The organism is Paenibacillus glucanolyticus NBRC 15330 (assembly GCF_004000885.1).
GTDB lineage: Bacteria > Bacillota > Bacilli > Paenibacillales > Paenibacillaceae > Paenibacillus_AQ > Paenibacillus_AQ glucanolyticus.
Genome location: NZ_BIMC01000002.1, coordinates 74,587 through 89,176, shown reverse-complemented (window position 1 = coordinate 89,176; position 14,590 = coordinate 74,587). Strand labels below are relative to the sequence as shown.

Annotated in this window: 14 protein-coding genes; 5 read left to right on the top strand and 9 right to left on the bottom strand. The window is 50.4% G+C overall.

Translation table 11 applies throughout. The features are described from left to right. Positions 1 to 15 precede the first annotated feature (15 nt). Complete coding sequence (locus PGL02S_RS04130; protein WP_036641532.1) at positions 16 to 699, top strand: lysoplasmalogenase; 684 nt, start codon at positions 16 to 18, stop codon at positions 697 to 699. A 103-nt stretch (positions 700 to 802) separates the two neighbouring features. Here the strand turns inward: PGL02S_RS04130 and PGL02S_RS04125 are convergent, their stop codons facing one another. The 5 genes from PGL02S_RS04125 to PGL02S_RS04105 form a co-directional block, all read right to left on the bottom strand. After that, positions 803 to 1,516 carry an MgtC/SapB family protein gene (locus PGL02S_RS04125; protein WP_006211755.1) on the bottom strand — a complete coding sequence of 238 codons (714 nt, stop codon included), beginning with the start codon at positions 1,514 to 1,516 and terminating at the stop codon, positions 803 to 805. A gap of 42 nt (positions 1,517 to 1,558) precedes the next feature. Continuing rightward, complete coding sequence (locus PGL02S_RS04120; RefSeq protein ID WP_036641597.1) at positions 1,559 to 2,164, bottom strand: glycerol-3-phosphate responsive antiterminator; 606 nt, start codon at positions 2,162 to 2,164, stop codon at positions 1,559 to 1,561. Between the two features lie 66 nt (positions 2,165 to 2,230). After that, a complete protein-coding gene (locus PGL02S_RS04115; RefSeq protein ID WP_006211758.1) occupies positions 2,231 to 3,043 on the bottom strand; it encodes an HAD-IIA family hydrolase in 813 nt (270 codons plus the stop codon). A 335-nt stretch (positions 3,044 to 3,378) separates the two neighbouring features. Further along, positions 3,379 to 5,142, bottom strand: a complete 1,764-nt coding sequence (locus tag PGL02S_RS04110; protein ID WP_006211759.1) for a glycerol-3-phosphate dehydrogenase/oxidase — start codon at positions 5,140 to 5,142, stop codon at positions 3,379 to 3,381. Positions 5,143 to 5,356: 214 nt separating this feature from the next. Then, positions 5,357 to 6,214 carry a helix-turn-helix domain-containing protein gene (locus PGL02S_RS04105; RefSeq protein ID WP_036641530.1) on the bottom strand — a complete coding sequence of 286 codons (858 nt, stop codon included), beginning with the start codon at positions 6,212 to 6,214 and terminating at the stop codon, positions 5,357 to 5,359. A 126-nt stretch (positions 6,215 to 6,340) separates the two neighbouring features. Between PGL02S_RS04105 and PGL02S_RS04100 the strand changes: the two genes are divergently transcribed. Genes PGL02S_RS04100 through PGL02S_RS04090 form a run of 3 tightly spaced genes read left to right on the top strand, consistent with a single transcriptional unit; the run spans position 6,341 to position 9,188 of the window. Beyond that, the gene (locus tag PGL02S_RS04100) at positions 6,341 to 7,399 is read left to right on the top strand and encodes a Gfo/Idh/MocA family protein (RefSeq protein ID WP_006211761.1); all 1,059 of its coding nucleotides are present in this window, start codon (positions 6,341 to 6,343) and stop codon (positions 7,397 to 7,399) included. Beyond that, a complete protein-coding gene (locus PGL02S_RS04095) occupies positions 7,396 to 8,253 on the top strand; it encodes a sugar phosphate isomerase/epimerase family protein (RefSeq protein WP_036641529.1) in 858 nt (285 codons plus the stop codon). The genes PGL02S_RS04100 and PGL02S_RS04095 overlap by 4 nt, the downstream gene beginning before the upstream one ends. A 38-nt stretch (positions 8,254 to 8,291) precedes the next feature. After that, positions 8,292 to 9,188, top strand: coding sequence for a sugar phosphate isomerase/epimerase family protein (locus tag PGL02S_RS04090; protein ID WP_006211763.1), 897 nt, complete (start codon positions 8,292 to 8,294; stop codon positions 9,186 to 9,188). A 148-nt stretch (positions 9,189 to 9,336) separates the two neighbouring features. Here PGL02S_RS04090 and PGL02S_RS04085 read toward each other — a convergent pair whose 3' ends face one another. Then, entirely contained in the window at positions 9,337 to 10,368 is a 1,032-nt protein-coding gene (locus PGL02S_RS04085) for a Gfo/Idh/MocA family protein (protein ID WP_036641528.1), read from the bottom strand. Between the two features lie 24 nt (positions 10,369 to 10,392). Next, positions 10,393 to 11,280, bottom strand: a complete 888-nt coding sequence (locus tag PGL02S_RS04080; RefSeq protein ID WP_036641527.1) for a sugar phosphate isomerase/epimerase family protein — start codon at positions 11,278 to 11,280, stop codon at positions 10,393 to 10,395. A gap of 258 nt (positions 11,281 to 11,538) precedes the next feature. Here PGL02S_RS04080 and PGL02S_RS04075 point away from each other — a divergent pair, with 258 nt between their 5' ends. Then, positions 11,539 to 12,444: an AraC family transcriptional regulator gene (locus tag PGL02S_RS04075; RefSeq protein ID WP_036641525.1), complete on the top strand. Its 906-nt coding sequence runs from the start codon at positions 11,539 to 11,541 to the stop codon at positions 12,442 to 12,444. Here PGL02S_RS04075 and PGL02S_RS04070 read toward each other — a convergent pair. Together PGL02S_RS04070 and PGL02S_RS04065 are read right to left on the bottom strand one after the other, a co-directional pair. After that, entirely contained in the window at positions 12,430 to 13,638 is a 1,209-nt protein-coding gene (locus tag PGL02S_RS04070; protein WP_036641524.1) for an aminotransferase class I/II-fold pyridoxal phosphate-dependent enzyme, read from the bottom strand. The genes PGL02S_RS04075 and PGL02S_RS04070 overlap by 15 nt on opposite strands. After that, entirely contained in the window at positions 13,565 to 14,563 is a 999-nt protein-coding gene (locus PGL02S_RS04065; RefSeq protein WP_036641523.1) for a D-alanine--D-alanine ligase, read from the bottom strand. The genes PGL02S_RS04070 and PGL02S_RS04065 overlap by 74 nt, the downstream gene beginning before the upstream one ends. Positions 14,564 to 14,590: the final 27 nt, after the last annotated feature.

Below are 14,590 nucleotides of genomic sequence, written 5' to 3'. Positions count from 1 at the left end.
AGGGAGGATACTATTTTGAAGCGTTACGGGTTGCCATTGGTCATCCTGATCATGAGCGTCATTTACATTTTCTTGATTCCATCTGAGCCATTAGCGGTCAAACTGCTGTTCAAGCTGATTCCGATGTGGCTCATCATACTCTTTGCTTATTGGCAATTCCCGCCATATAAATCAAAGGTTCATTATCTTCTGGTGATAGGGCTGTTCTTCTGTATGATTGGTGATGGAACACTGATCTGGTTCGTGGTCGGTCTCACCGCCTTTCTGATTGGACATCTGTTCTATGCGGCCGGCTTCCTCACACAATGGCGCTACTCGCTCCTCCGTTTCCTCAGCATCGTTCCAATCGCAATCTACTCGTTATTCATGGGCAGCGAATTGGTGTCTTCGATTAAGGCCAATGGAGATCACGGTTTGATTATTCCGGTTATCGCTTATATCACGGTCATTTCACTTATGCTCTGGTCGGCCATCATGACCGGGAACCGGTGGGCGATGCTCGGGAGCCTGCTGTTTGTCATCTCGGATTCGATCCTGTCCTGGAACATGTTTGTTTCAGATATTCGCTACTCCGGCGTGTGGATCATGACAACCTATTACGCCGCCCAATTTCTCATTGCACGCAGCATTGCAGCCTTCGATAGTCCTCACATGCAATCCGCAAGCAACGCAGCCCTTAACACATCGGTTTTTAAATAGAACACAAAACAAGCTGCGCCCGGGTCCATCTTGCACCCGGGCTCAGCCCTGTTATCATTCATTGCTTTATCCTATTAAGGACCTAACTGGTACCGGCCCCTCTTTAATCCCGCCAATTCATGCGTACCTGCTTAATTCCCTCAACCTGCCACAGCTGCTCGAACAATCCGTTAATTCCCTTGCTGTTAAACGAATAGACCCGAAATTCCATCGTCACCTTGGTTGAATCATCTTCCAATGTATCGTTGTTGACGATCATGCCCTCAACGGTCATGTTCGCCCTTTGCAGCAAATCGGTAATGGTGCTGACATGAACCGGACGGTCCCCGGTCTCAATCATGATTTTTAGGCTGCCGGATTTCTTAATAAAGAGAAACCTCGATTCCAGTTTATTCAGCACCAGCGTGCTGACCAGAACAATCGCCGTTGTTATGATCGCTGGCCAATAAAACCCGGAACCAACACTTAAACCAATAGCCGCCGCTACCCATAAGGTTGCCGCCGTGGTGAGACCTGAAATGATATGATTCGAACGCCGCAGGATAGCCCCGGCTCCAAGAAAACCGATACCGCTTACAACTTGTGCGGCCAGCCGGGCAGGATCAAACCTCGCATTGGGATGATTGATCAGGGCTGAATCAAACCCGTAAATGGAAGTCAGCATAATCAGCGTTGATCCGACGGCTACCAAGAGATGCGTTTTTAGACCGGCCTGCTTGTTTCTGCGTTCGCGCTCCCAACCGATTAAACCGCCAAGCAGCGCAGCAAATAACAGCCGCATCAGCATGGTCCCTGTATCCAGTTGAAACACATCCATTCCTAATCTCCACCCATCCTTGTCATTTAAGGCGGCTCTTCGTTATGCCATATGTTCATCCTGCCAGCGCCATAACTCTTTGCTGGAGGTGGATATGCCGATTACACCGCTCTTCAGAGCTGTATCAAAATCCTCCAAATCGATCATGAGTCCTCCCGCGATGACAGGCACGTCCACCTCGGCACGAATACGGTCCATAATACGCTGACATACCATGCCCGGCAGAACTTCGATTGCGTCCGGATTGGAGGCCTTAATCATCTTGATTCCGTTATCCAGTGAGACGGAGTCAAATACAAACAGACGCTGAACTGTCAACAAGCCCAATTTTTTTGCTTCCACGATCGCTGTGTTTTTTGTTGTAACGATTCCGTCAATACCTGCCTTCTCGGCTAAATACCTGACTCCCGTCTTGTCTTTGCCGATTCCTTCAATGAGATCAAAATGAACAAATGAGAGCTTGCCAGCCTCAGAAATCTGCTCGACAATCGATTCAATCATAAAGATATCGGTCTTGAGAATAAAAACGATATTCGATTCGGTTGCCAGCACGGCGGGCAGTTCTTCGGCATGCATTAATGATGTGATAATGGGCCTTCGCTTCAAACAATACGAAATTCGCTGTGCACCTTCTACACTGGTTCTCATGTCTTCACCTCGTTGCCGCAGCAGCATCTCCAATTCTCCCGTTGCCCCGGCATATTTTTATATCCATCATGACTTTGCTTCATCTGCCTGCTCCAAGGCATGACCTGCGAGATAAATATCGTGGACCGAATTCAGGACGTAGGTAGGCGTAACGCTGCTGCCGATCAGGTCATCCCTGCCCGACACGCCAGTCAGCACCAATGCCGTACTCATTCCCGCCTCGTTTCCCATCCGAATATCCGTATCCAGCCGATCCCCTGACATCAGGCATGCTTCCGCTTTCACTCCCAAAATATCAAGTGCCGTCAATGCCGTCAAGACGGAGGGCTTGCCCATGACGGTCGTAATTCGGATGCCCGCTGTACCTTCGATGGCACCAATCATGCCGCCACAATCGGGAATATCCCCGCCGGGCATGGGACATGTTCGATCCGGATGGGTTGCAATAACATCGGCGCCGTGTTTAATTGCCTGATATGCGAAATCCAGATGCCGATAGTGAAACTCCCGATCCCACGAAACGACCACAACATCGGTTTCCTCCGGCGTAGATGCGAATGAAATTCCGTTATCCAGCAGTTCATTCTTCAATATGTCCTCACCGATCACGTAGACCTGTGCACCCGGATGATGCTTCTGAAGATAATGGATCGTAACGAGTGCAGGGTTCAATATATGCTTCAGTTCTACCTCAATGCCAAGCTTCGCTAATTTCTTCAAATAATTTTCTCTGGAATCAATCGTTTTGTTAGTTAAAAACAACAGCTTCTTATCCAGCCCCTGCAAATAGTGAATGGTCTCAACAGCCCCATCAATCGCCTCGGCCCCCAGATAGATCGTACCATCCAAATCAAAAATATAACCTGAAAAATGATCCATTGTCGTTCTCCTCTGCATGTTCAATCTGTAACTTCCGCCTGCAAACGTAAATGGGACGTAAATGGGACATGTTCTGGTTAGATCAGTTCTGTTATGCAATCACAGCCCCCATCCGTATGTATACATATGACAGCACCATTCCCTTTAGTCCTTGGACAAGCGATCATACGGATACAAAAAAAAGAGAAACACTTCGCATTAAAAACGCTTTCATCCATGACAAATGAAAGGTTCGTTATGCAAAGGGCTTCTCATCATCTCTGCCCAGCTCTATAACTTCATATGGTTATACTACATCCAGCTTTTACATTTGACAAGATGATAATAATTCAGAATTATCGAATCATGGCTGAGATGGTGGGAGAATCCTCCTCTTTCTCTTGGGTGTCCACCATTTCTACATGTTCCCTACCCAAAGGATACGGAAACAGCTCCGTCCTGTCGCCTGCAGGAGCCCCCCATGCCAACTGCAATTGATCCTGCAGCAGCTCCAGCTGTCTGTCAACTTCCTCTTGACTCCATTCTAAATAATCCCTCATCATCTCGATTACGGGAGCGATTAACCTCTCGGCCCTTGGCCGGTCAAACAGCACCCAGCCCGTTCTTCTTAGCAGAAAATCAACAGCGGTTATTGTCATCTCATGTTCTATGGAGTACTGGATTTCTGCTCGCAGCACTCTAATTTCCATCGATTCCGACGCCTGCGAAGCAGCATGAATCCGATGAAGCAGCTCTTTTGTATTAGAGCCGTATCGGGTCATCAAGCCCAGCATGAGCTCCGACGGGATGCCAAGCGATTTCCCCTGCTTAACCAGCATTTCTCGCAATTCCTCATAAGTAAGACCATTCAACTCTCCGCCGCTTATCGGTACCCGGTCTGTTGTACAAGGAGGATAGATGGTGCCATCTGCCTCTTGAAGCTGTCTGGCAGCCAGGTTCACAACCTTCTCGGCCATTTTCCGAAATCCGGTCAGCTTTCCGCCTGCAATGGTAATCAATCCAGAATCGGATACAACCATTTCGTCCTTTCCGGATATCTCCGAGGGCCCCTTCCCTTCCTCGCGCACGAGAGGACGAAGTCCAGACCAGCCCGCTTCGATATCGCTTATCTTCAAATGGACATCCGGGAAAGCATGACGAACCGCATCAAGGAGATACCGCCGATCTTCAGCGGTAACGCCCGGCGTCTCCGTTGCACCTTCGTATACGGTATCGGTTGTTCCGATGTAGGTCTTGCCCTCCCTGGGAATAACGAATATCATTCGGCCACCGGGCACATCAAAATAAGCAGCTTGTCGTATCGGGAGCTTCGCATGATCCACCACCAGGTGAACGCCCTTGGTGAATAATAATGACCTGCCTTTCAGCGAATTGTCCTTCTGCCTGACCTGATCTGCCCATAGACCGGTTGCATTCACGATTTTTTTGGCGAATACCTCATAGGTTTCCCCGCTCCATTGATCCTCCACGTGAGCGCCTACCACTCTTCCCCCGCGATAAATAAATGCGCATACTTTAGCGTAATTCGCGATCAGTGCTCCCCTGGCCCGTGCAGACTTCATCACTTCAACCGTTAGCCGTGCATCATCGGTGCGATATTCATAATAATAACCGCAGCCTCGTAACCCCTCCTTACGAAGGAGCGGCTCCAGCGCTAGGGTTCCCTCGCGTCGGAACATGGTCCCCCGCTCACTGCCCTTGACCCCCGCCAGCCAGTCATGCAGATACAGTCCGATGGCTCTGGCCAAATAACCGTAGGTGCCTTTCTTATAAATAGGCATTAGCATCGGAATCGGCTCCACAAGATGCGGAGCGCTCCGGTGAAGCAGCGCCCGCTCGTAGCCTGCTTCACGTACCAAGCCAAGCTCTCCCTGCCGCAAATACCGGAGACCGGCATGGATCAGCTTCGTCGATCTGCTGCTTGTTCCCGAAGCCAAATCGCCCATCTCGACCAAGCCGACAGCCATCCCCCTGCAGCTGGCGTCCCAAGCAATTCCCGCACCCGTGATACCGCCGCCAATCACCAGCACATCCAGCTTGCTAGCCGACATGTCCTGCAAATATTGGGTCCGCATCCTAGCGGATAAGCTTGTGCCCACCTGACATTCCCCTCCCTGAATCTATTAAGAAAAACGTATAAATCTAAAAAAGAACCGCATCTGCTGAATGCATACTGAAATACAGTACGCATTGAAGCAAAAGGGTTCTCCATGATCTCTGCCCGTTTATGCAATAAATATGATTATTCATTATATGTTGCTTTTATGCTTATGTCTACATAGAACCTGTTATTAGAACTTTGCAGGTCTAATGTCATTTTTTTCGTAAAGCCGATGGAGCCATTCGCTTATATTTCTTGAAGGTCCGGCTGAAATAATAAATATCGTTGAATCCGGTAGCCGCCGCAATTTCTGATACCGTAAGCGGACTTTCGCGGAGCAGGTAATCCGCCCGGTTAAGCCTGGTTTCATTCACGTACTCCGTCACGGTCCGGCCGCTGATCTCCTTGAACAACCGGCTGAAATGAAAACGGCTGAGACCGGCCATGCCGGATAACAGCTCCACGGACAGATCGTCCCGGTAATGCTCTTCAATGTATTTGAATATCGGCGCAAACCGCTCCACATTTTTCATTCGCTCCACGTATTCGTCCTGTGTGAGAACCGTGGCGACATAACCTCGCAGCAGCAGCGTAAGCAGCCGGTACAGCTCCGATTTGATGGCCAGCTCATAGCCGAATTCCTGCCGTTCCAGCTCCTTGATAATGGATAGCATGGGTGCCAGCGCATCATCCCCGTTGATTCGGTTCTCGAAGATCAGACGGTTCTGGGTGATCGGTGTGATGAATTTCATCTCGGGCGCATCCAGGGAATGGCTCTGCAGCAGCGAGAAATCAGCGATTAACGCATAATAAAACAAATGTTCCGACTGGCTGAGCCCGTAATGCAGTTCATTCCGGTTAATGACGATCATATCGCCTTCCTTGGCGGTGAAGGTGGACGATCCGCATTCCAGCGTCGCTTCCCCCGAAACAAAATACAGAATTTCAAGATGCTCATGCCAATGATGGTTAAATAAAACCTGTCCCCGGCCATCAAACTCGCAACGATGAACCTTGATTGGAAACTGAGGATCCGGCATCGTCATCGGTTCTCGCAGTGTTTTGTCCAATGCTCTGATCTCCTTCCCGTAAGACAGCACAATTGTACAAACAAACAGCACGGTTTATCATGGTGTCTTCCTCTAAAAGGATTATAATACGAAAGTGTAATGCAGTAAATTCAGAGGAGTGAAATCATGAAATCTATTAATGTTGGCGTCATTGGCACTGGATCGATCTCTGCTATGCATTTGCAATCCTATCAAAAACATGCGAACGCGAATTTGCTCGCCGTGTGTGATTTAAATGAAGAAAGAGCACAGCGTGCAGCTGAAAAATACGGCGCTACCAAAGTCTATACAGACTATAACGAACTTCTGGCTGATCCCGATATCGATGCGGTTAGCATCTGTACCTGGAACAATACCCATGCCGAAATCAGCATCGCGGCACTGAATGCCGGCAAACACGTTCTGGTTGAGAAACCTCTCTGCCGTACGGTTGAGGAAGCGCTTCAAGTACAGGAAGCCGTGAAATCCTCGGGCAAGCTGCTTCAGGTCGGATTCGTAAGACGTTACGACCCTAACGCCCAGATGCTGCGTGAGTTTGCAGACAAGGGGGAATTCGGGGATATTTACTTCGCGAAGGCGTCCTCCATCCGTCGTCTCGGTAATCCAGGCGGCTGGTTCTCCGACATCGAACGTTCCGGCGGCGGCCCCCTCATCGATATCGGCGTGCATGTCATTGACCTGTGCTGGTATATGATGGGACGTCCAAAGCCAGTTGCCGTCAGTGCAAATACATACCGGAAACTGGGCAACCGCTCCAATGTTCGCAACCTGTCCTTCTACAAGGCAGCTGATTACGACGCGGAGAAGAATACGGTTGAAGATATGGCAAATGCGATGATCCGTTTTGAAAACGGTGCCTCTTTGCTGGTGGACGTGAGCTTCACCCTGCACTCCAAGGAAAACCTGCAATCCGTTAAGTTGTATGGAGACAAGGGCGGATTCGAGATTGATCCTGAGGTTTCCATCGTAACCGAGAAACACGATACCATCATCAATATCCAGCCGCAAACAGACAACAAAGGATTCGACTTCGATGCCGCTTTCCAAAGCGAAGTCAATCACTTCATTTCCTGTATCGAGAACGGCACGACACCGCTCAGCCCGGTTGAAGACGGCGTTGAGATCATGAAGATTCTGTGCGGTATCTATGAATCCGCTGAGAAAGGAGCTGAAGTTCTGCTATGAAACTTGGAGTGAGCTCATACAGCCTGTATCAGGCCATGAACAAAGGCGAGATGACCATTACCGATGTCATCGACTACGTTGCAGAGATCGGCGGAGAGCATATCGAGATCGTTCCGCTCGGCTTTAACCTGAAGGAAACGCCGGAGCTGATCGATACCATCAAATCCCATGCTGCATCCAAAGGGCTTGAGATTTCCAATTATGCCATCGGCGCCAATTTTGCGGAATTGGATGACGCTGCCTATGAAGCGGAAATTGAAAGAGTTAAAGGCGAAGTGGACATAGCGGCGGCCCTTGGCGTTAAGCTGATGCGCCATGACGTTGCTTCTTCCAAGGACTTGTCCATTACTCATTTTCTGGAGGAACTCCCGCGTCTGGCCAATGCTTGCCGTATCATTGCCGATTACGCGGCAGAACACGGCATCACCACCAGCGTGGAGAACCACGGATATTTCATACAGCAGAGCGACCGTGTAAAAACACTTGTCCAAACCGTAAATCATCCAAACTTCAAAACAACCCTGGATATCGGGAATTTCCTCTGTGCGGATGAGGTATCCACCGTGGCTGTAGCCAACAATATCGGCTTGGCCTCGATGGTTCACTTCAAGGACTTCTATTATCGCCCGGCCAAGCGTGTGCCTGGATCCGGCTGGTTCAACACCTCGAGCGGCAATTGGCTCCGGGGCGCGATTGTCGGCCAAGGCGATATCGATATGCCGGAAGTCGTTCGCATCGTGAAAGAATCCGGTTATGACGGCTACATCTCGATCGAATTCGAAGGATTGGAAGATTGCCGTACGGGAGCCAAATTTGGATTGGAATATGTCCGCAAAGCATGGAATGAAGTTTAATTCAGACGGACGATGGATGATATAAGGAGGATATAACGATGTCGAAGCCTATCATGCCTAACAAAATTGGCGTTATTGTGGACAGCTTTCGTGTTGGCGTAAGAGAAGGTCTTATCAAGGCTCGGGATGTTGGTGCCGATGGTGTTCAGATTTATGCCGTTCATGGCGAAATGGACCCAGCCAACCTGTCTGCTTCCGCTCGCAAAGAATTGAAGGATTATATCGAATCACTCGGACTTGAAATCTCCGCACTCGTGGGTGACCTTGGCGGACACGGCTTCCAGGACCCTGCTGAAAATGCGGCCAAGATCGAAAAATCCAAACGGATCATGGAGCTTGGTTTGGAGCTTGGAACGAATATTATCACAACCCATATCGGTATCGTTCCGCAGGACCACAACGGCCGCGTATACGAAACGATGCACAATGCCTGCGTGGAGCTCAGCACCTTCGCAAATTCCATGAACGCATTCTTTGCCATCGAGACGGGCCCCGAGCCTTCCGCCCACTTGAAGGCATTCCTCGACGGTTTGGGTTCCAACGGCGTATCGGTTAACTTCGACCCGGCAAATATGGTCATGGTTACAGGGGATGATCCGGTACAGGGCGTGTACAACCTGAAGGATTATATCGTCCATACGCATGCGAAGGACGGAATCAAGCTCGCCGACTATATCGATCCTCGCGATGTATACGGCGATTTCGGATACGAAGCGCCGCCGCTGGACCATGACTTAATCGCCGATATGGCAGAATCCGGCGAGAAGTTCCGTGAGGTTCCGCTCGGCGAAGGCGGCGTGAACTGGTCGGCATATCTGCAAGCCCTCAAAGACATTGGCTACACCGGATATCTGACGATCGAACGCGAAGTGAAAGCAAATCCGGAGGCTGACATCAAACTCGCCGTAGATTTTCTGAAGACGTTCAGAGCCTAACCGATTCATTACCATACAGAGTCTCGCTGCAACGGGTCTGGGCCTAATAAGAGCCTCACGCAGCGGGCTCCATATGCAAAAGCAGGCAGATCAAGGATATTTCCCGATCTGCCTGCTTTTTTTATTCATGCCATGTTGATGAACTTAGTTAAGATACGGTCTGCTTCCCAGGCAATGTCTCCAAGGAGCCGTTCGCATTCGCGGAACGGATCTCGGCCTCGATAATTTCCAGTGATCCGGCAGCGCTTTCCGGTGTGCATACCGTTACGGGTGTCCCTTGTGCAACATGCTCAAGGAAATACTGGAGTTCGCGATAGTAACCGGAATCACCGGACAGCTCAGCCGTAAAGCCCGGAGCATCTTCAGGATAAACCTTCAATTCATTATTCTGGAACACAAGCGTAGCCTGCTCCAGATTCACCCGGTATCCCATATGGAATCCGTGTTCACCGCTCAGTGTCCAGTCCGCATGGGCGTTAATCACCTTACCATCCGGATAGCTGTAATGAGTGGACACGATATCATACAGGCTGCCTTCAATGATGGTCTTGGCGAATGTGGATACCCGTTCCGGCTTGCCCATCAGCCAGTGGATCATATCCACGTCATGGACATGCATGTCGGTGATGCAGCCTCCGCTTTTGTCCCCTTCCAGAAACCAGCCCTTCGGCGGTTCGGAGCCGCGGAAGAACTCCCCTGCTACGATGCTTCCGTATCGTCCGTCCTCCACGCAGGCTTTTAAATATTCATAAGCGGGCCAGAAACGCAGGCATTGTCCGATCATCAACGTTTTGCCTGTACGCTCTGCTGTTTTCACCATGCGCCAGGCTTCTTCTGCACTGCCTGCCATCGGCTTCTCACACATGACGTGAATCCCCTTCTCCAGCAGCATGCAGGTCATATCCGCATGTAAATAAGTCGGCAGACATACGTCCACGATATCAAGCTCTTCATTCTCCAGCATACTGTCTACATGATCGTAGAGATGATAGGGCTCCAGATCATATACATCACGCTCAGTGGCCATATTGCCATTGGCTTTGCTGTCTTTCAGCTCATCGATACGCAGATCGCAGATGGCAACCAGCTTAATGTCGGCACCTTCTTCCATGAGACGGACATAATTGTCGAAATGCATGCGTCCCATGAAACCAAAACCCAATATTCCGATTTTCAGCATCCTATATTCCCTCCGTATCCCTTATTATGATTGGCCTTGACGCTGGCGCGCGTCAGGCTGGCGCAATGACGGTGTACGTCCGAGAATCGCATCCATTGCATTGGATGTATTAAAAATGATCTGCTCCGAATAGTGGGTATAGGCCGGGATCATCTCTGCCGTAACATAGTTGTCATAGCCGATTAAACGCAGTGCTTCCACCACGGCCGGGTAATCAACGTCTCCTGCCAGCAAATCAACAAAGCCGTGCAGCCCGCCAGCTTGCCTGCGGTAGTCCTTGAAATGGACTTTTTTGATCCGCTGACCCAGAATCCGAATCCACTGCTCGGGATAACCGTTATGAACAACATTCCCTACGTCAAAATAGGAGCCGACATAATCGGAACCGATCTCGTCAATGAAATTTCGCAATTCCAGCGGCGACAGCAGAAATTTGTTCCACACATTCTCAAGCGCGATGGCAACACCGGCACTCTCTGCAAACGGCACCAGCTTACGAATGGATTCTTGAGCGCGATCGTATGCATATTCGTAATCAATCACGGCGGAGCCAGGGATGAAATCGACGCCGACCGCGCCGGGGATAACCAAAATGGCGTCCACGCCGAATGCGGCAGCCAGTTCCAGCTGCTTCTTGCAAACATCCATCGCTTTTTCACGGACAACCGGGTCTTCGCTTGTCATTGGATAATCCCAATAAAGGCCTGTTGCCAGTCCTGCAATTTCCAGGTCCGCGTCTTTCAGCTGTGCAGCGATGTTCTGCACTTCCTTATCACCGGCTTGGAGCCCAAGCTCGCCCGTTTGGTTTAATGACAATTCGATTCCGTCAAACCCAGCTTCTTTTGCCAATCGGATGCAGTCGGAGATGGCCGCATCCCCTTGGAATGACCAAATGTTAATCCCTTTCTTCATGACGAATCCCTCCTCAAATCAATAGGTTGATTGATGCAGCTTCCGCTTTCACATGGAAGTCTTTGAAAATAAATTGAAAGATTCATGTAACGCAGCATTTGACTTTTTCCGTCAAGTTGTAAATAAACCATCAGGATGTAATAATACTTATATAATAAATAAATATTCCATCAAATGATTTAGATAGAAAAGTGATTATTTGGACAATTCCGTTCTCTTCAAAAATTTTATTTCATCCCTTTCTGGAGTGATTTATCTATGAACGATACAAACTCGGATTACCCGATAAAGCGTGAAGCGTCCTTCCGGGAATGGTCGCCCAGCATTCATTATGCTCAATTCCAACGCATGGCGACGGGGGCTCTCCCGAGGCGAAGATTGTACGATTTCGAGCTGCTCTACGTATGCCATGGCGCAGCCGCCACAACGATGAACGGGAATCGGTATGTCATCGAAGCCGGGCAGCTCATTTTCCTGCCCTCCGGTGTTTACCATCAGAATGAGGTGATATCTGAGCCTGATGCGCGATTTTTGGGAATTCATTTTGATTTTTTTGATGAACTGGACATTCAGACCGAAGCGGACATGATTGTGAACGAATCCGTGCTGGCTCCGGATAAATTTGCTCAAGAAGCGGTTTCATCCGCTTTCCTTCCGCTGTCCTCACGGACCATCTACACGCCTCCATTGCCTTGTGTTCAGATGATGGAACGCATCGTTGAAGAGTTCACCTACCGTCCTGCCGGATATGAACTCGCCTGCAAAGGACTGATGCTGGACGTGCTGGTTCAATTGTGTCGGACGCATCCTTTCCAGGCCCTGACGGAAACGTCACCGCATGATGCCAAACTGATTGATCTGATGAGCCAAATCGAAAAAACTCCAGCCAAAGACTGGAGCAATAAAATAATAGCCGAGCATTTAATGTTAAGTGCCGATCATACCGCGAAATTATTCAAACGATTTGCCGGAATGCCACCCAGTGAATTTGTGCAATCCGTTCGTCACCGGGAAGCAAGGCGGCTCCTCCGGGAATCCGATATTTCGATCGAGGCGGTTGGCGAAGGCGTCGGATACCCGGATATTCATTATTTCAGCCGGATTTTCCGCAGGTTAGAGGGGATCACCGCTACGGATTACCGTAAACTCTCAAGAATTCTGTAGGATGTGCAGATCCTGGGCTGCACGGGATGAGTGTGCCCTAAGCCAAAGATCTATTCGATCAAGCGCTTCTGTCAGCCGAGCGGAGGAAGCGGCATACGAGCAGCGGATGAAACCTTCGCCGCCAGCGCCGAACACATGACCCGGTACAACAGCGACTTTCGCTTCCCGAAGCAGCCGCTCTGCGAACTGCTGCGACCCAAGGCCGGTTTCTGCAATGCTGGGAAAGGCATAGAAAGCACCTTGCGGATCGCGGCAGGTCAGGCCGATATCGCTCAGACCCTGCACAAACATCCTTCTGCGTTCATCATAAGCCAGCTTCATGGCATCCCGATCCCCGAGTCCGTTCCGCAGACATTCGATAGCGGCAATCTGTCCCATGATGGGTGCGCATAGGGCGGTGTACTGATGAATCTTGACCATGGCGCTCACCAAGTCCCGATCTCCGCAGAGGTAGCCGACACGCCAGCCCGTCATCGCAAACGCTTTGGAGAAGCCGCTGATGACAATGGTGCGTTCCCGCATTCCAGGCAGTGAAGCGATGCTGGTATGTGTGCGGCCATAGGTAAGATCCGCGTACATCTCGTCGGAGATGACCACCAAATTGTGCGAAACGGCCAGGCGGGCAATCGGGAGCCAATCCTCATAAGTCATGACGGCACCTGTCGGATTGGTCGGAAAATTAACAACGATCGCTTTGGTCCGGGGTGTAATTACCTTCTGAAGTTCATCCGCGGTTAATTTGAAGCCCTCCTCTGCCGATAGCTCCAGTTCTACCACCTTCCCCCCATTCAGCTGAACAAGCGGAGCATAGGCAATGTACCCGGGTACCGGAATGATGATTTCGTCTCCCGGCGAGATGAGCGCCCGCAGGGCAAGATCAATCGCTTCACTGCCGCCAACGGTGACCAGAACCTCTCGTGACGGTTCATATTCCAGCTGAAAGCCCTTGTGCAGGTATTCCGCAATTGCTTCTCTTAACTCCAGAAGACCCTCGTTTGGCGTATACATCGTACGCCCATGCTCCAAAGCGCGCTTGCAGGCTTCTATCGCACACTGAGGTGTCACAAAATCCGGCTCACCTACGCCCAGAGAAATGACATCATCGTCCGCTTCGGCCGCATTAAAAAACTGTCGAATTCCGGATGGGGGCATATCTTGCACAGTCGGCGATATAAAGCTGCTCGTTGTATTCATATCCTTCTACTCCTTGTTTTTCGCTTTTTCGTTCCGTTAATGAGAATTCAATAATGGCATCGAGCAAACTGCTGAACGAAAATCCCGCTGCTTCCGCGCTTCTTGGCAGCAGACTGGTCCGCGTTAAACCCGGGAGGGTGTTAACCTCCAAAATATAAGGAATATTATCCTTCAGGATGATATCGATTCTGGCATACACACTGCACTTCAGTGCCTTGTAACATTGAATCGCCGCCGCGTTCACTGCCTTCCGAAGTTCGGGGGGCAGCTCGATCACCTGCTCATCCGCTTCGCCTTCCACATATTTGGACGTGTAGTCAAAAAATTCGGAGTTCGGTTTAATCGACACAATCGGAAGCATTTCCCCGTTCAGGATCGGGCAAGTGATCTCCTCACCATCGATGAATTGTTCAATCATCACGGCGCGATCCCATTGGAGCGCTTCCTCGACAGCGGATGCCAGCTCATCTTGGATACGGACAATCCGGGTGCCAATGCTGGACCCGCCTGCATTCGGCTTCACAACAACGGGGAAGCCCAGCCCTTCCACATCCGCGGCGGCCAGCTCCTGCATACTGCCCACCACGACCCAGTCTGCGGTAAACAAACCTTCGCAGCGCAGCAGCTTCTTGCTCAGGTCTTTATCCATGCAGACACTGCTGGACAGGACATCGCTGCCGGTGTACGGTATTCCGAGAGAGTCCAGCGTGCCTTGCACCGTGCCGTCCTCCCCGTATTTGCCGTGCAGCGCGAGCAGGGCGATGTCGATGCCTTCGGTTTTGCTGATCAGCTCGCGTTTGTCATCAATCTCGATCGGGCAAACCTCGTAGCGGTTTTTATCCAGATGGGCGAGCATCTCCCTGCCGGTAGCCAGCGAAACCTCCCTTTCTGATGATACGCCTCCCATGATGACACCAACCTTCATGATGCTGTCCTCCTAAACTGTTATTCT